Origin of the sequence: Sphingomonas sp. GM_Shp_1, from assembly GCF_026540895.1 — a bacterium.
Classification (GTDB): domain Bacteria; phylum Pseudomonadota; class Alphaproteobacteria; order Sphingomonadales; family Sphingomonadaceae; genus Sphingomonas.
This window is the reverse complement of record NZ_JALNUR010000022.1, coordinates 43600-59152: the sequence shown is the minus strand read 5'-3', so window position 1 is coordinate 59152 and position 15553 is coordinate 43600. Positions and strand designations below refer to the sequence as shown.

The 15553-nt window shown below is 67.6% G+C and carries 14 protein-coding genes and 1 tRNA gene; 5 read left to right on the top strand and 10 right to left on the bottom strand.

Features of this window, described 5'->3' with window-relative positions:
- Positions 1–6 precede the first annotated feature (6 nt).
- Genes OXQ33_RS12210 through OXQ33_RS12200 form a run of 3 tightly spaced genes read right to left on the bottom strand, consistent with a single transcriptional unit; the run spans position 7 to position 1381 of the window.
- A complete protein-coding gene (locus tag OXQ33_RS12210) occupies positions 7–471 on the bottom strand; it encodes a RidA family protein (protein WP_267434962.1) in 465 nt (154 codons plus the stop codon).
- A 47-nt stretch (positions 472–518) separates the two neighbouring features.
- Positions 519–1142, bottom strand: a complete 624-nt coding sequence (locus OXQ33_RS12205) for an HAD family hydrolase (protein ID WP_267434961.1) — start codon at positions 1140–1142, stop codon at positions 519–521.
- Positions 1139–1381, bottom strand: a complete 243-nt coding sequence (locus tag OXQ33_RS12200) for a DUF3572 family protein (protein WP_267434960.1) — start codon at positions 1379–1381, stop codon at positions 1139–1141. Before OXQ33_RS12200 ends, OXQ33_RS12205 begins: the two co-directional genes overlap by 4 nt.
- An 81-nt stretch (positions 1382–1462) precedes the next feature.
- Between OXQ33_RS12200 and OXQ33_RS12195 the strand changes: the two genes are divergently transcribed.
- The gene (locus tag OXQ33_RS12195; RefSeq protein ID WP_267434959.1) at positions 1463–1825 is read left to right on the top strand and encodes a response regulator; all 363 of its coding nucleotides are present in this window, start codon (positions 1463–1465) and stop codon (positions 1823–1825) included.
- Positions 1826–2116: 291 nt separating this feature from the next.
- On the opposite strand, the gene OXQ33_RS12190 is transcribed toward OXQ33_RS12195, so the two are convergent.
- Together OXQ33_RS12190 and OXQ33_RS12185 are read right to left on the bottom strand one after the other, a co-directional pair.
- The gene (locus tag OXQ33_RS12190) at positions 2117–2812 is read right to left on the bottom strand and encodes an RlmE family RNA methyltransferase (protein WP_267434958.1); all 696 of its coding nucleotides are present in this window, start codon (positions 2810–2812) and stop codon (positions 2117–2119) included.
- On the bottom strand, positions 2809–3852 hold the full coding sequence (locus OXQ33_RS12185; protein ID WP_267434957.1) for a Ppx/GppA phosphatase family protein: 1044 nt from the start codon (positions 3850–3852) through the stop codon (positions 2809–2811). Before OXQ33_RS12185 ends, OXQ33_RS12190 begins: the two co-directional genes overlap by 4 nt.
- Positions 3853–4023: 171 nt before the next feature.
- On the opposite strand from OXQ33_RS12185, the gene OXQ33_RS12180 reads away from it, so the two are divergent.
- Positions 4024–4097, top strand: a tRNA-Gln gene (locus OXQ33_RS12180).
- 68 nt (positions 4098–4165) lie between these two features.
- Entirely contained in the window at positions 4166–5740 is a 1575-nt protein-coding gene (locus tag OXQ33_RS12175; protein WP_267434956.1) for a glycosyltransferase family 39 protein, read from the top strand.
- Between the two features lie 6 nt (positions 5741–5746).
- On the opposite strand, the gene OXQ33_RS12170 is transcribed toward OXQ33_RS12175, so the two are convergent.
- Both OXQ33_RS12170 and OXQ33_RS12165 read right to left on the bottom strand, forming a co-directional pair.
- Positions 5747–6298: a phosphoribosyltransferase family protein gene (locus OXQ33_RS12170; RefSeq protein ID WP_267434955.1), complete on the bottom strand. Its 552-nt coding sequence runs from the start codon at positions 6296–6298 to the stop codon at positions 5747–5749.
- 98 nt (positions 6299–6396) lie between these two features.
- Positions 6397–7410 carry an adenosine deaminase gene (locus tag OXQ33_RS12165; protein ID WP_267434954.1) on the bottom strand — a complete coding sequence of 338 codons (1014 nt, stop codon included), beginning with the start codon at positions 7408–7410 and terminating at the stop codon, positions 6397–6399.
- Positions 7411–7853: 443 nt separating this feature from the next.
- Here OXQ33_RS12165 and OXQ33_RS12160 point away from each other — a divergent pair, with 443 nt between their 5' ends.
- Positions 7854–9221, top strand: coding sequence for a nucleobase:cation symporter-2 family protein (locus tag OXQ33_RS12160; protein ID WP_267434953.1), 1368 nt, complete (start codon positions 7854–7856; stop codon positions 9219–9221).
- A gap of 132 nt (positions 9222–9353) precedes the next feature.
- On the opposite strand, the gene OXQ33_RS12155 is transcribed toward OXQ33_RS12160, so the two are convergent.
- The 3 genes from OXQ33_RS12155 to OXQ33_RS12145 are packed head-to-tail and all read right to left on the bottom strand — an operon-like array spanning position 9354 to position 14356.
- On the bottom strand, positions 9354–10715 hold the full coding sequence (locus tag OXQ33_RS12155) for an 8-oxoguanine deaminase (protein WP_267434952.1): 1362 nt from the start codon (positions 10713–10715) through the stop codon (positions 9354–9356).
- On the bottom strand, positions 10712–11809 hold the full coding sequence (locus OXQ33_RS12150) for a purine nucleoside permease (RefSeq protein WP_267434951.1): 1098 nt from the start codon (positions 11807–11809) through the stop codon (positions 10712–10714). Before OXQ33_RS12150 ends, OXQ33_RS12155 begins: the two co-directional genes overlap by 4 nt.
- A gap of 57 nt (positions 11810–11866) precedes the next feature.
- Positions 11867–14356 carry a TonB-dependent receptor gene (locus tag OXQ33_RS12145; RefSeq protein WP_267434950.1) on the bottom strand — a complete coding sequence of 830 codons (2490 nt, stop codon included), beginning with the start codon at positions 14354–14356 and terminating at the stop codon, positions 11867–11869.
- A 221-nt stretch (positions 14357–14577) separates the two neighbouring features.
- Here OXQ33_RS12145 and OXQ33_RS12140 point away from each other — a divergent pair, with 221 nt between their 5' ends.
- Positions 14578–15498 carry a LysR family transcriptional regulator gene (locus OXQ33_RS12140; RefSeq protein ID WP_267434949.1) on the top strand — a complete coding sequence of 307 codons (921 nt, stop codon included), beginning with the start codon at positions 14578–14580 and terminating at the stop codon, positions 15496–15498.
- The last annotated feature ends 55 nt before the right edge of the window (positions 15499–15553 follow it).

Below are 15553 nucleotides of genomic sequence, written 5' to 3'. Positions count from 1 at the left end.
AAAAAATCAGGCCAGCTCTACAATCGCATCCACCTCGACCGCCGCGCCCAGCGGCAGCACCGGCACGCCGACCGCCGAGCGGGCATGACGTCCCGAATCGCCGAACAGCGCCACCATCAGCTCCGACGCGCCATTGGCGACCTTGGGCTGGTCGGTGAAGTCGCCCGCCGAATTGACGAACACGCCCAGCTTCACGATCCGCTTCACGCGCGACAGGTCGCCGCCCAGATATTTCCGGATCTGCGCGACCAGCATCAGGCCGCATGCCTGCGCCGCCTTCTGCCCGTCTTCCAGCGAGACGCTGTCGCCCAGCCGTCCGGTGACGAGCTGGCCGTCGATGAAGGGCAGCTGGCCCGAAATGTGGAGAAGCCCGCCCGCCTCGACGACGGGGACATAGGCGGCGACGGGGGCGGCGGCCTCCGGCAGGGTGAGGCCGAGCTGCTCGAGCGCGCGATCGATATGGGTGGTCATGGCGCGAGACATGGCGCGACCGCCCCGTTCAGGTCAAGCCATGGCGATCAGGCGGCGGGCCGTCCCTCGGCGAAACGCGCCGCGATCCAGTCCTCCGCCCGTCGCCAGTCGTCGATCCGCGCATGGGCGTCGGGGGCGGGGGGTACGTGCGGCGCCATTTCGGGCTCCGACACCATGTGCAGCCGGTGGACCTGCGGCGCATGTTCCGCGACCGAGGCATGATGCTGCGGCAGGTCGTCGACGAAGACGGTGACGGGATGGCCATGTTCGGCGACCAGCTTCGCCACCGGCTCGCCCTTGCCGCCGCTGTTGCACTGGACGCGGTGGGCGATGCCGAAGCGCGCGAGTTGCTCGATTCGCGGCTGGCGGCATTCCTCGATCAGGTTGGTCAGGATGACGATATCGGCGGTCTCGGCCAGCGTCGCCAGCGCTTCGGCGGCGTGGGGGACCAGGGTCTGGCGCTCCATCTGGCCGGGGAAGAAGCCGTGCAGCAGGTCCCAGGCCTCGGTCTGGCTCAGCGCGGAGCCGCTGTCCCGCCGGGTCATCGCCCCGAAAAAGTCGTGGCGGTCGAGCGCGAAGTCGATGTCATGCGCCTCGTCCAGCCAGCTGCGGAAATGCCGCACCATATGGACCAGCACTTCGTCGCAATCGCAGATCAACAGGGGTTTCATGCCTTCTCCAACATGCGGCGGGCGGCGACCAGCGATTCGGGGCGGGTGCCCAGTGCCTCGGCGCAATCGACCAGATCGGCCTCATGCCCTTCCAGAAACGACAGGATCGCCGCGAGCACGCCGGGCTCGCCCGCGCCGCCGCGCAATTCCTCGACCGACAGGCCGGTCAGCGCCAGCAGCCGCTCGGCGCGCGAGGGGCTTTGCAGCGTCCACACCAGCGCCTGCAACGCCGTCGCCATCGCCGCCTCCATCCGTTCAGGCTCGATTGTATCCGGTCCGGGCATTGCCTATCGTCGTCCCTGGTGAATGGTGGAGCGGGCGTGGCAAGAAAGGTGCTCGTTGTCGAGGACAACGAACTCAATCTGAAACTCTTCTGCGACCTTCTGCGCGCGCATGGCTTCGTGGCGGAGCCGGTGCGCGACGGGCGGGAGGCGGTCGCCCGCGCCCGCGAGGTCGAGCCCGACCTGATCATCATGGATATTCAGATGCCGCACGTGACCGGCTATGACCTGATTCTGGAGCTGAAGGCGGACGAGGCGCTTCGCCGCATCCCGGTGATGGCGGTCACGGCCTATGCGGGGCGCAAGGATGAGGACCGCATCCGTGCGGCGGGGGCGGATGCCTATGTCTCCAAGCCGATCAGCCTGATGCGATTCATGGAGGCGGTGAACGGGTTGGTGTGAGGGGGCGGCCGCTTCCGGCACTCGTCGGGCTTACCCCCGGCCCCGTTCGCACTGAGCGAAGTCGAAGTGCACGCCCCGCGCTCGGCCACGAAGGTCATCCCGTGGCCTTCGACTTCGCTCAGGCTGAACGGAGGTGGGAAGAAGGAGGTTCGCGCGGAGGCGCGGAGACGCGGAGGTGTTGGTTTGCTGGCATAGCTCGTCCTGCACCAACGCTCGTGGGGAGCAGCCGGTCTTCCGACCGAGGCCAACCTCCTCCGCGTCTCCGCGCGAACCTCATAAAGCCTGCGACGCTCAGTCCTCCGAATCGTCCTCGACCGGCGCGGCCTTCCGCCCCTTGAACCCCTGCGCGACGACGAACCATTCGACCGAGCCCTTGCGGCTCGACGGCGGCTTGGCGTGCTTCACCGTGGCGAAGTGGCGCTTCATCTCGGCGACCAGTTGCGAATCGGCGCCGCCCGCGAACACCTTCGACACGAACACCCCGCCGGGCGACAACACGTCGCAGGCGAAGGCGAAGGCGGTTTCGACCAGTCCCATGGTGCGCAGCGCGTCGGTCTGCGGATGGCCGACGGTGTTGGCCGCCATGTCCGACATGACCAGGTCGGGCGCGCCGCCCAGCGCCTCCATCAGGCGATCGGGCGCGGCATCGTCCATGAAGTCCATCTCGAAGATGGTGACACCGTCGATCGGGTCGACCGGCAACAGGTCGATGCCCACCACGCTGGCGTTGGGCAGCTTGCGCCGCACCACCTGGCTCCAGCCGCCCGGCGCGATGCCAAGGTCGATGATCCGCTTCTTGCCGCGCAGGAAGCCGAACCGCTCGTCCAGCTCGATCAGCTTATAGGCCGCACGGCTGCGATACCCCTCCGCCTTGGCGCGGCGGACATAGGGATCGTTGAGCTGGCGTTCGAGCCAGCGGGTCGATTGGGCGGTGCGGTTCCGGGCCGTGCGCACCCGTTGGTGCAGCCCCGAATTACCTCTGCTCACGGTCTGGTGATTCCCATCAAACGGCGCAGGATCCCTTCGCGAATCCCACGGTCGGCGATCCCTAGCCGCTCGGCGGGCCAGAGGTCCAATATCGTCTCCAGGATCGCGCAGCCCGCGACCACCAGATCGGCGCGCTCCGGCCCGATGCACGCCACCTTGCCGCGCGCCGCCAGGCTCTTGCGCGACAAATCGGCGCTGATCGCGCGCATCGCGGCGGTCGGCACGATCAGCCCGTCCACGGCGGCGCGGTCATATTGGCTGAGCCCCAGATGGACGCTGCCCAGGGTCGTCACCGTCCCGCTGGTGCCGAGCAGCCGGGGGCGCTTCAGGTCGCGCGGCAGGCGCCGGGTGAAGTCGGCGAAGCTGTCCGCCACGATCTCGCGCATCCGGGCATAGGCGGCCAGCCGCCCCGCCTCGCCCTCGCCACCGCCGGCGCTTTCGGTCAGCGAGACCACGCCCCAGGGCGCGGAATGCCAGTCGAGGATGCGCGGGGCGGACCCGCGCGTATCGACCAGCACCAGCTCGGTCGAGCCGCCGCCGATGTCGAACACCAGCGCGGGGTCCTCCCCCGGCTCGATCAGCGCGTGACAGCCCAGCACCGCCAGCCGCGCCTCTTCCTCGGCGGAGATGATGTCCAGATGGATGCCGGTTTCCGCCAGCGCGCGGGCGATGAAGGCGGGGCCGTTGGCGGCGCGCCGGCACGCCTCGGTCGCGACCGCGCGCGACAGGGTGACGTTGCGGCGCCGCAGCTTGTCGGCACACACGCGAAGCGCGGCGATGGTGCGGTCTATCGCGGCATCGGACAGCCGCCCGGTCGTGGCGAGCCCTTCGCCCAGCCGCACGATCCGCGAAAAGGCATCGACCACTGCGAAACCGCCGCCCTGCGGCCGTGCGATCAGCAGGCGGCAATTGTTGGTGCCCAGATCGAGCGCGGCATAGGCCTGCGCATCGGACCATCGGCCACGTTGGGGCCGGGGCGGTGCCGGACGGGCAGGGGGCTTGGCCTGCCGGTACGGCCTTCGGGTGGGAACATCCCCCATCGCCGTATCTCACTTTATTCTGTTCTATCCGTCACGGACTTGAGCGTCCGCCGGTGCTTGACCGCCAAGGTAGCGAGTCGCCGCGCGCGCGACAAGACGGCGAGGGGGGCAAGCGGCGGAAATCCGGTTGACAAGGGTGATTCGCCCGCCTAGAGGCCCACCCCTGTTCGATGCCCCGTCGTCTAAAGGTAAGACCACGGACTCTGACTCCGTTAATTGAGGTTCGAATCCTCACGGGGCATCCAGATTTCCCTATATCGCCGGTCCGTATCGCTTTATCGCTCGCCATGTGACGGGGGATGGGAAGCGCGCGATGCGATATGCCGGGGCGGTCGGTGCGGCGATGCTGCTGGGGCTGGCGTCGCTGGCGCTCGCCTGGATGACGGGCGGGATCACGGGCAGCTTTCTGGGGCCCGACGAATCGGCCCATTATGTCAACACGCTGTTCCTTGCCGACTGGCTGCGCGCCGGTCTGCCCAGCCCGATGACCTTCGCGCGCGATTTCTATGCGCATTATCCCAAGCTTTCGATCGGGCATTGGCCGCCGGGCTGGTATGCGCTGTGGGCGCCGCTCTTCGCGCTGGCATGGCCCTCGCCCTTCGCGGCGGCGATCCTCAGCGCGGTCGTGGCGGGATGGCCCGCGCTTCTGGTGCTGTGGGCGATGCGCCGGATGGGGGCGCCCCGGATCGGCCTGGCGGCGGCCCTCGCCATGCTGGCGTCACCGCTGGCGGTCGACAGCGCGCGGTCCTTTCTGCTCGACCAGCCGGTGGCGCTGGTGGTCGGGCTGGGCGCGATCGCGTGGCTGCGCGCGGCGGAGGCGCCCGGCTGGCGGCGGTTCGCGCTGTTCGGTGCGCTGGCGGCCTTCGCGCCATTGGTGAAGGGCAATGGCGCGCTGATCGCGCTGGTCCCTGCCGTGGAAATCCTGCTCGCGCGGCGTTGGGCGATCCTGCGCGACCGGCGGCTATGGGTGGTGGCGGTGGCGACCCTGCTGGTCGTCGCGCCCTGGTATGCGGTGTCGTTCCGCATTTCGGCGGGCGGATTCAACTATGCCCCGGGCCTTGCCTATGCGTGGCTGGCGCTGTCCACCAATGTCGCTGCGCTGGTCGAGGATCTGGGATGGGTCGGTATCGCGCTGATGGTCGCGGGGGCGGTGCTGGGGTGGCGGGCCAAGGGGGCGAGGCCGGTCGTCCGGCTGGCGCTGGCGGTGATCGTCGCGACGCTGGCCTTTCAGTCGATCGTGCCCGTGGCGCTCGATCCGCGCTATGTGCTGCCCGCTCTCCCCTGGGCCGTCACGCTGATTGCGACGGCGATCCTGCTGGTCTGGCGGCGAGGAGGGATGGCGAGGCCCCTTGCCGTGGTCCTGGCGCTGACCGCATTGGTGTCACCAGTGACGGCGCTGGTCCATCTGGCGCCGAAGCGCGACATGGGCGCGCCCGCCATCGTCGCGACGATGCGGGCGGCACCGGGCATCTGGATGGTCGATGGCCGCGCGGGCGGGGAGGGCGCGATCATCGCCGAGGCCGCCTATCAGGATCGCGGCCGTCGTAGCCTGTGGGCCGTGCGGTCGTCGCAATGGCTGTCGGGCAGCGATTTCATGGGGCGCGGCTATCACCTGATCGCGCGGACGCCGGAAGAGGCCGCGGCGATCCTCGACCGGATCGGCGTGGCGGGGGCGGTGATCGTGCGCGACCGGCACCGCGAGGCCTATCCGCACAGCGCGGTGCTGCTCCGCACGGTGACCGGCGGGGCTTATCGGGTCATGCAGCGCCGTTTCGATCAGGGCGATGGCGACGTGATCGTGGCGATCCGCCGATCGCCGATCACCCCGCATCCCGAGGCCCTGGGCCAGGCCGATATATCGCGCAATGTGAAGGCGATGGCGCGCTGAAGCCCCTCAGCGCAGGATGATGTCCGCCCCATGCTTGTGCGCGCGGATTTCGTCCTCGCTCAACCCGTTGATCTCGTGCGGGAAGATCAGCCAGTCATTGGTCTGGTGGACGAAATAGTCCGGCTTCAGGTCGGTCACGTTGCGCGACGGCTTGTAATAGACGGTCGCGACCTTCACCTCGTCCGGGATATTCCGTCGGCACCGGTCCTTCAGTTCCTTCAGCAGCGCACGGATCGAGCGGCCCGAATCGAACACGTCGTCGATCAGGAGCAGGCGATCCTCGGGGTTGAGCACATCGACCAGATGGCCCAGGCCATAGATGCGGACCTGCGGATCCTGCTGGTCGATGCCGGTATAGGAGGCGGTGCGGATCGCGATATGGTCGCTTTCGACGCCGCGATATTCCAGCAATTCCTGCACCGCGATGCCCACCGGCGCGCCGCCGCGCCAGATGCCGACGATATGGGTCGGGCGGAAACCGCTGTCGAAGACCAGATTGGCCAGGCGGAAGGAATCCTCGAGCAGGCGGTCGGCGGACAGATAGACTTTGGTGGTCACGAAACTTCCATCATCGTTGCAGGGGCGAACGGCCGCGCCGTTCCCCCCGGATCAGATAGCCCTTTTGATGTCCCAATGCGCCAAGGGCAACCATCGCGTCATCCGGCCTCGCTGGCGAAAGCCTCCAGCCGGGTCAGATGCGCGGCGATCGCGCCATCGTCCAGGAACGATCCCAGGAAGCTGTTGCGCGCCAGCGTGATCAGGTCCGGTCGCGACAGCCCGCGGCTCCGGGCGACGGCGCGGTAATTGTCGCCGACATAGCCGCCGAAATAGGCCGGATCGTCCGAGTTGATCGTCGCCCGCAGGCCGAGGCGCAACATGCGGTCGATGGGATGGTCCGTCATGTCCTTCACCACGCACAGCTTGTGATTGGACAAGGGGCAGACGGTCAGCGTCATCGCCTCGCGCGCCAGCCGGGCGGTCAGCAGCGGGTCTTCCAGCGCGCGGTTGCCATGGTCGAGTCGGTCGATCCGCAACAAATCGAGCGCCTCATGCACATAGGCGGGGGGCCCTTCCTCCCCGGCATGGGCCACGCGCTTCAGCCCGGCGTCCCCGGCGGCGGCGAAGACCCGCGCGAATTTCGACGGGGGGTGGCCGACCTCGGAGGAATCCAGGCCGACGCCGTCGATATGGTCCAGCCATTTCTCGGCCTGTGCGAAGGTGGCGAAGGCGGCCTCCTCGTCCAGATGGCGCAGGAAGCAGAGGATCAGCTTCGACGTCAGCCCATGGCGCTCGCGCGCTGCCGCCATGCCGGAGAGCAGCCCCTCCATCACCGTGTCGAAGGGGATGCCGCGATCGGTGTGGGTCTGGGGATCGAAGAAGATCTCGGCATGGACCACCCCGTCGGCCGCCGCCCGGTCGAAATAGGCGACCGCCAGATCGTGGAAATCCTGTGCCTCGCGCAGCACGTCCGCCCCGGCATAATAGATGTCGAGGAAATCCTGGAGATTGGAAAAGGCATAGGCCGCGCGCACCTCCTCCACCGAGCCGAACGGGATGGCGACCCGGTTCCGCCGCGCCAGCGCGAACATCAGTTCGGGCTCCAGGCTGCCTTCGATATGCAGGTGCAGCTCGGCTTTCGGCAGGGCGGTGATGAAGTCGTCGTCGGTCATGGCAGGTTCCGTCCGAAGGTATGTCGCGATGATCATGCGCAATAGCGGGGGCGGGCGATAGTCCGCAGCCAGGATTTCCGGGCCGCACCGTCATTCCTCCCCTGCAAGGGGAGGGGACCATCCGAAGGATGGTGGAGGGGTGTATCCGGTCGCGAGTTTCCACCAACCTCGCCAAGCGGGACACCCCTCCGTCAGGCCTTCGGCCTGCCACCTCCCCTTGCAGGGGAGGAATCGAAGGAATGTCGACGGGGCCCGGTGCGGTTCGCAGGTTTGTGGTGAGCGATGCCTTTTTGCGATCGCTTCGTTCCAGATTCGGCGCTGGTGGCGGGACGCTCCCTGTCGATACCATGGCATCGTTACCCAGCGGACAGACGGAGACCGGCCCCATGCCATCGGCCCCCATGCCATCGGCGACGCACGAATTGCCCCTGGCGGGATCGTCCATGGCAGAGCGCGAAACGGTCGAGGCGGCGGTCGCGCCGATCGACGATGGCGTCGACGCGGTGCCGCCCGCCCGTCGGCTGGTGCCGCTGGCGTTTCAGCATGTGCTGGTGATGTATGCCGGGGCGGTGGCGGTGCCGCTGGTGGTCGGGCGGGCGCTGGACCTGCCGCCCGCGCAACTGGGGATGCTCATCAGCGCCGATCTGGTCGCCTGCGGCTTCGCCACGCTGATCCAGACGCTGGGCCTGCCGCTCGTCGGCATCCGCCTGCCCATCGTCATGGGCGTGACCTTCGCGTCGATCAGCCCGATGCTGGCGATGATCGCGGCGGGCCATGCCGGGGGTACGCCGCCCGCCATGGTGCTGCGGGGGATTTACGGGGCGGTCATCGTCGCGGGGCTGTTCGGTTTCCTGGTCGCGCCGTTTGTCGGACGGCTCTCGCGGCTGTTCCCGCCTGCTGTCACCGGAACCGTGATCCTGTCGATTGGGCTCAGCCTGATGCGGGTCGGCATCAACTGGAGCGCGGGCGGGCAGCCGACCGATCCCGGCTATGGCGCGCCGCTGCATCTGTTGCTGGCGCTGCTGACGCTTGTGGTCGTGCTGTGCCTGATGCGCTTCGGCCATGGCCTGGTGCGCAGCGGCGCGGTGCTGGCCGGTACGGTCGTGGGGACCGTCATCGCCGGGGCCATGGGGCAGGTCGACCTGACCCCGGTGCGCGAGGCGTCGTGGTTCGCGCTGGTGATGCCGTTTCAATATGGCGCGCCCAGCTTCGACTGGTCGGCGTCGATTGCCATGTGCCTCGTCATGATGACGGTGATGATCGAATCCTTCGGCATGTTCATGGCGGCGGGGCAGATGGTCGGCCGCCCGGTCGAGCGGCGGCAGATGGTGCGGGGCTTGCGCGGCGATGCGGTCGGGACGCTGCTGGGCGGGGTGTTCAACACCTTTCCCTATACCTCCTTTGCGCAGAATATCGGGCTGTTGAGCATTACGGGTGTGCGGTCGCGTTTCGTGTGTGCGGGGGCGGGGGTGATCCTGCTGGCGCTGGGCGTCTGCCCGAAGCTGGCGACTTTGGTCGCGGCGGTGCCCCTGCCGGTGCTGGGCGGGGCGGCGCTGGTGATGTTCGGGATGATCGCGGCGACCGGCATCCGCATCCTGGGGTCGGTGGAACTGACCTTCGAGCGGTTGGTCACAATCGCGGTGTCGATCGCGGTCGGCCTGATCCCCGTCCTTTCCGAGCGCTTCTTCCAGGCGATGCCAAGCGCGCTCGCGCCGCTGCTGCATTCGGGCATCGTGCTCGCGTCGATCAGCGCAGTCGGGCTGAACGCCTTTTTCGGGAGTCGGGTGAGCAGCGAGGCGGAGGTGATTTAGCTCCATTCCTCCCCTGCAAGGGGAGGTGTCGCGCGAAGCGTGACGGAAGGGTGTAACCCTTTCGATAGCGCGACACCCCTCCGTCAGGCCTGACGGCCTGCCACCTCCCCTTGCAGGGGAGGAATTATATATTCAGGCGGCGTCGCGTAGCCGGGCCACCGAGCGCCGGGCATCGGCGAGGATCTCGGCCTCTGACACGCCGACCAGCGCGCCCTCCGACACGACCGCCCGGCCTTCGACGAACAGGTCGCGCACCCCGCCGGGCGGGCAGAGGACCAGCCCGGCCACTAAGTCCCAGGCCCCCATGGAGGCGGCCGCGCCCATGTCCCACACCGCCAGGTCGGCGCGTCGACCGACCGTCAGCGCGCCGCAATCGTCGCGGCCCAGCATTTCCGCACCGCCGCGTGTCGCCAGCCGCAGGGCTGCGCGCGGGGCAAAGGCCTCCGCCCCGTTGGCAACACGCTGGAGCAGCAGCGACTGCCGCGCCTCCTGCAACAGATGTCCGCTGTCATTGGAGGCGGATCCGTCCACGCCCAGCCCCAACGGCACCCCGGCGGCGAGCATGTGCGTCACCGGTGCGATCCCCGACCCCAGTCGGCAATTGGAGCAAGGGCAATGCGCGACCCCGGTGCCGGTCGCGGCGAACAGCGCGATCTCGTCGGCGTCCAGCTTGACGCAGTGGGCCATCCACACGTCGCGGCCCGTCCAGCCCAGCCGCTCGGCATAGACGCCGGGGCGGCAGCCGAAGCGGGCGAGCGAGAAGGCGACATCGTCCTCATCCTCGGCCAGATGGGTATGGAGCATCACCCCCTTGTCGCGCGCGAGCAGCGCCGCGTCGCGCATCAGCCCCTCGCTGACCGAAAAGGGCGAACAGGGCGCGACCCCGATGCGGACCATCGCGCCGGGGGCGGGATCGTGGAAGCGGTCGATCACCCGGATGGTGTCGGCCAGGATGGCATCCTCGCGCTCGACCAGCGCATCGGGGGGCAGGCCGCCCGCGCTCTCACCGACGCTCATGCCGCCGCGCGTCGGGTGGAAGCGGAGGCCGATCGCGGCGGCGGCGGCGATGCTGTCGTCCAGCGTCACCCCGTTCGGATAGAGATACAGATGGTCGGTGCTGAGTGTGCACCCGGCCAGCGCCAGCTCGGCCAGACCCAGCCGGGTCGAGGCATAGAGGTCGTCGGGGCGATAACGCGCCCAGATCGAATAGAGCCGCCGCAGCCAGCCGAACAGCGAGGCGTCGGTGGCGCCCGGCACCGCGCGGGTCAGCGACTGGAACAGATGGTGATGGGTGTTGACCAGCCCCGGCGTGACGACGCAGCCTTGCGCGTCGACCGTCCGGTCGGCGGTGCGGCGCAGCGGGGTGAGCGCCTCGGTCGTACCGACCGCGACGATGACCCCGTCCTGCCAGGCGATGGCACCATCGGCGATCTCCTCCGCATCGTCGTTCATCGTGACGAGCGCGGCGGCCGAGTGCAGGACGGTCAGCGTCATTTCGGCGGCGTCTGGCCGTAGCGATCCCAATGGGCGAGCAGTTCCTCGACCACGCGGTTGCCGACCCGGTAAAGGCTCTCCACCGACGCACCGAGGCCCGCATAGCCCTCATTCTCGCGCAGCAGATAGTCCGCCGCCGCGACCCCCGGCGGCGGCATGGTATAGTTGCTCCCGGCGCGCAGCACGAGGACACGGTCCTTGTCGACGCGTCCGATCTTCGAGAGATAGGCGATGGCCTGGAGCGTGCCCGTCTCCTCCATGGCGCTGGTCACGAACTCGCCCTTTCCTCGTGTGAAATAGCGGGTGTGGTCATTGGCCCACCGATTGAGCAGCGCGCCGTGCCAGAAGGTCATCGCCGAGAACTGGTCGCCGATCAGCACGAAGGGCGGCTTTCGCGCATTGGGATGATCGGTATAGCGCGCGCGTTCGCGGGCGATCGAGGGATCGTCGGGCAGGGCCGTATCGCGGGTCAGCCGATAGGCCCATTCCGTCAGTCCCGGATTGAGGGCGAAGACCTCGCCGCCATCGGTGCGTGGCGGGGTGGGGTCGTTCGGTCCTTTGCGATCCAGCGGGAAATAGCCGCTTTTCCAGTCGGCGGGAATCTCGCGCGCATCGATCTCATGCGCCAGGTCGCCATCGACGACATAGCGCGCCCAGGCCGCCGATCCGATCGAGGCATCTTCCGGGTCGATCCCGGCGATCCCGGCGACCAGCCAATAGGCGCGCGACAGGTCCAGCCTCGTGTCGAGGCCCAGCGCGGTGATCGCCGCCGCCGAGCGGACCGAGCCGACACCGGTGACGACGCCCAATATCTGCGTGTCCGGGTTGTAATACAGGTCGTGATAGCCGTGGGGGAAGGGAATGCGCTGGCGCAGGTTGCGCCGGGTCTTCCACAGCTGGAACTCCCCGGCGGTGTCGCCCTCGTCCTTGCCGATCTCGAACATGGAGACGACCACCATGCGCACCGGCAGCGGGCGGGCGCAGGGCGCGGCGATGGCGCATAGCGGGGCGGGCGGCTTGGTTGGAGGCTGGGCGGGGGCCTGTGCCCCGGTGGCCGTGGCGACGAGAAGCAGGCCGGTGAGGAAAGGAACCATGATCATACTCCGGCCGGGCGGGGGAAGCGGTCCGTCCGCTACCCCCGCCACGCACCATCAGAATTTATAGACGGCCGACGCCAGGAAGCTGCGCGGGCGTTCGGGCAGGACGATGGTGCTGCCGAACAATTCGGTGAAGTTGGCGCGGAAATAGCGTGCATTGGTCGCGTTCTTGACGACCACGCGGAACAGCCACGGGCCGGTCTGGTACGAACTCGACAGGTCGACCAGCGTATAGCCAGGCAGGCGCACCGCCTGCGACTGGCCGGAGAACACCGAGTCCACCTTCACCACGCTGCCGCTGAGCGACAGGCCGTTGTCGAAGGCATAGGTCGCCGTGGCGGAATAGAGGTTGGCGGGGATGCCCGCCCGGCGCGCGGCATTGCGGTCCGGGATCGGGATCAGGCCGATCGGCTGGCCGCCCAGGTGCAGCGTCGGATCGGTGACGTTGACCAGATCCTCGATACCGAAGAAGCCAAACAGCGTCCCCGCTTCCAGCGCGGTCAGGTTGACGACCTCGGTATGGGTATAGGCGCCGGTGACCAGCAAATGCCGGTCGACCGCCCAGCGCGCCTCCGCCTCCACGCCGGTCGTCTCGACCGCCTGGTTGACGGTGATCGACTGGATGTTGAAGTCGGTCCGCTCCTGTTTGTAGACCGACAGCGCGGCATAGAGCGTGTCGTTCAGCCAGCTTCCCTTCACGCCGCCCTCATACAGGCGCGAGGTCGACATGAAGCCCGACGCCACCGCTTCGGGCAGGACTTCGGCGCCCTGGCCGACGATGATCGTCGATTGCTGCGACGCGGTGGCATAGGGGATGATGCCGAAGGGCAGTTTGTACGACGCGCTGGCGGTCCAGGACCAGCCATCGTCGCTGCCCTTGGCCGAGACGCGCGTCGGCACCCGGTCCATCACCGTCGGGTCATAGCGCGAAGACGCGTCGACCTTGTCGTACCGGCCACCCAGCAGCAGGTCGAGGCCGAAGGAGAAATCCAGGTCGACCAGTGCGGCGATGCCGTAATCGGTGGTGTGGCCGAAGACGCGGTCGGTATAGCCGCAATTGCACTCGTTCGACAGCAGCCGGTTCGACGCCGGGGTATAGCCCTGGGTCAGGTCGACGCGGTGAAAATATTCGTAATCGAAATCGTCGCCATAGTTGAAATTGACGTAACGGATCGAGGGCGACAACTGGGCCGAGAATTTGCCGAGGCTGGTCTGGATCGACTTGGCTGCAACGATCTTGTCCTCGATGACATAGGAATTGACGCGCTGCGAGAAGCCGTAATCATTGTTGTTGATATTCTCGGTGTTGTCGAAGAACAGCTGGTTCTTGACGGTCAGATCGTCCGCACCCTCGAACGTGATGTCGTAATAGAGGGTCGTCTGCTTGTTGGTCAGCTTGTCGTTCACGCCGGTCAGCACGTCGCGACGGCTGAGCGTGGTGGTGCCGGTGTTGACCAGGTTCAACTGCGGATAGGTCTGGGTGAAACAGGCATTGGTGAAGCCGCTGGCGAAGGGGCTGGACGTGCTGTTCGGGCAGGTGAAATTGCCGAAGATCGACAGGCCGCCGGGGATCGATGCGTTGATCTCGCCCTGCGAAATCTGGCCGTCGCCATTGGTGTCGAGCGGCTTGGCGGTGCCGGTGATATAGGTGCCGTCATCGACCAGCTTCTGGGTCAGGCGGTTCCAGCCGCCATTCTGCTGGCCTTTGAAATTCTGGTACTGGCCGCCGAATTCGATGCGGATGCGGTCGGTCAGCTGGTGGTCGAACGAGCCTTGCAGGATGGTCTGCTTGGTCGACATGTTGCGGTAATAGCTGCCCGAATCCTCGATCTCGGCATAGAGGCTATAGCCCAGATCGGCGCCCAGTATCTTGGCAGGACCGCGCACCTCGGCGCGAAGGTTGTTCCGGTCCCAACTGCCGCCGGTATAGCTGACCTCGCCGGTCGGCTTGCTCAGCAGCGCGCCGCCCGCGACCCGCGCCGATTTGGGCACGAAGTTCAGGTAACCGCCGGTCTTGGACGGGCCATAGATGGGCGAAGCGGGGCCGCGCACGATGTCGATCCGGTCGGCGGCGGCGATCGGCGTCGGATAATTGCCCGCATTGTCGAGCCGCCGGACGCCCCGGAAATAGGTCTCGCCCGGCGTGCCGCGAATATCGAGCGCGCCGCCCACCCCGAAGAAGGAGTTGGTGAAGGTGCCCGGCGACTGCGACACCAGGTCATAGATGTCGGTGATGCCGAAACGCTCGATCTGCTCGTCGCTGATCGTCGAGGCGGAGCGCGGCGTTTCCACCAGCGTCTTGTCGAAGCCGAAGACCGAGCCGACGTCCTTGACCGGCAGCGCGTCGAGCGAGCCGGTGACGACGATCTCGCTGCCGTCCTGGGCGGCGGGCTCGGCGGCGGCGGGTGCCGTGCTGTCCTGCGCATAAGCGGGCGTGGCCAGCGCCGTCCCGCACAACAGCGACACGGCAAGTGCGAGCCCCGCGCCGCGCCGCGGCTTCAGGGCATGCGAAATGGTGGAATGCGAGCAAGCGCGTATCATCATGGTCAGCCCCCTGTGACGTCCGATCCGTTTCCTCGGACCGGTCCGTCGCTAATGTCCCCGCCTCTCCCTTGGCCCTGCCGGTTCGTGCCCTAAGTGCCCGTCCTTTGCGGACATCGCCTGTCGGCTTCGCGTGGCACGCCCGACTTTGACGATTGACGTACGGCGCACCGTCGTTGCATTCAAACGCAATGATGACGACGATCCGTTGCAAAAATTAGCGCATGCCCGCCCTATCGCGCTTCATCCGGTATTTCATGGCGGTCGGGCGGCTGGGGTCGATCCGGCGCGCCGCGGATGAACTGTCGGTCTCGGCCTCGGCCATCGACCGGCAGATATTGAACGCCGAAGCGCGGCTGGGCGTCCAACTGTTCGAGCGGCTTCCCACCGGCCTGCGCCTGACTGCGGCGGGCGAGGTGATGATGGCGGCGGGCGGGCGCTGGCAGAAGCAACTGGGCGACACGCTGGCGCAGATCGAGGACTTGCGCGGGCTGAAGCGCGGTCATGTCGACATCGCGGTGATCGACGCGCTGGCCAAGGGGCATATGCCCGCCGCGATCCATGCGATCCAGCAGAGCCACCCCGGCATCACCATGGGCGTCCATGTGCTGGGCAACGAACAGGTGCGGCGCGCCATCGCCGCCAACGATGTCGATTTCGGCATCTTGTTCGATCCGCAATCCTATCAGGACCTGACGGTGCGTGCCTTTGTCGATGTGGTGCTGGGCGTCGTTTCGCCGCCGGGCCATCCGCTGGCGGGCAAGGCGGGTGTCCGCTTCTCCGATTGCGACGGCCAGTCGGTGATCCTGCCCGCCGCGCCGCTGGCGGTGCACCAGCAGGTTGCGGTGCTGGAGGGGACGTCGGGCGTCACGCTCCACCGGCGCGTGACCTCGGACAATATCCAGATGATCGCCTCGCTGATCCAGGAGGGGGACAGTGTCGGCATCCTCACCTCGCTGGACGTGACGACCGAGGTTCGCGCCGGCACGCTGGCCTTTACCCGCATCACGGATAAGGTGCTGCGCCCGATGACGCTGGCGCTATGCACGGCGACGGCGCGGACGCCCTCGTACGCCGCCGCGATGGTGATGCGCGAAATCGAGGCGCGATTCAGCCAGTTCGCCTACATCCCGCCTGCGTCGTAGAGGCTGATCCACGGGCGTGGAAGGGGGGCCATTCCTCCCCTGCAAGGGGAGGAAT

What these genes read in the sequence shown, in the direction of transcription:
- OXQ33_RS12210 (WP_267434962.1), bottom strand. Translation starts at nt 471, where the DNA reads ATGACCACCCATATCGATCGCGCGCTCGAGCAGCTCGGCCTCACCCTG.
- OXQ33_RS12205 (WP_267434961.1), bottom strand. Translation starts at nt 1,142, where the DNA reads ATGAAACCCCTGTTGATCTGCGATTGCGACGAAGTGCTGGTCCATATG.
- OXQ33_RS12200 (WP_267434960.1), bottom strand. Translation starts at nt 1,381, where the DNA reads ATGGCGACGGCGTTGCAGGCGCTGGTGTGGACGCTGCAAAGCCCCTCG.
- OXQ33_RS12185 (WP_267434957.1), bottom strand. Translation starts at nt 3,852, where the DNA reads ATGGGGGATGTTCCCACCCGAAGGCCGTACCGGCAGGCCAAGCCCCCT.
- OXQ33_RS12175 (WP_267434956.1), top strand. Translation starts at nt 4,166, where the DNA reads ATGCGATATGCCGGGGCGGTCGGTGCGGCGATGCTGCTGGGGCTGGCG.
- OXQ33_RS12165 (WP_267434954.1), bottom strand. Translation starts at nt 7,410, where the DNA reads ATGACCGACGACGACTTCATCACCGCCCTGCCGAAAGCCGAGCTGCAC.
- OXQ33_RS12160 (WP_267434953.1), top strand. Translation starts at nt 7,854, where the DNA reads ATGGCAGAGCGCGAAACGGTCGAGGCGGCGGTCGCGCCGATCGACGAT.
- OXQ33_RS12155 (WP_267434952.1), bottom strand. Translation starts at nt 10,715, where the DNA reads ATGACGCTGACCGTCCTGCACTCGGCCGCCGCGCTCGTCACGATGAAC.
- OXQ33_RS12150 (WP_267434951.1), bottom strand. Translation starts at nt 11,809, where the DNA reads ATGGTTCCTTTCCTCACCGGCCTGCTTCTCGTCGCCACGGCCACCGGG.
- OXQ33_RS12145 (WP_267434950.1), bottom strand. Translation starts at nt 14,356, where the DNA reads ATGATGATACGCGCTTGCTCGCATTCCACCATTTCGCATGCCCTGAAG.
- OXQ33_RS12140 (WP_267434949.1), top strand. Translation starts at nt 14,578, where the DNA reads ATGCCCGCCCTATCGCGCTTCATCCGGTATTTCATGGCGGTCGGGCGG.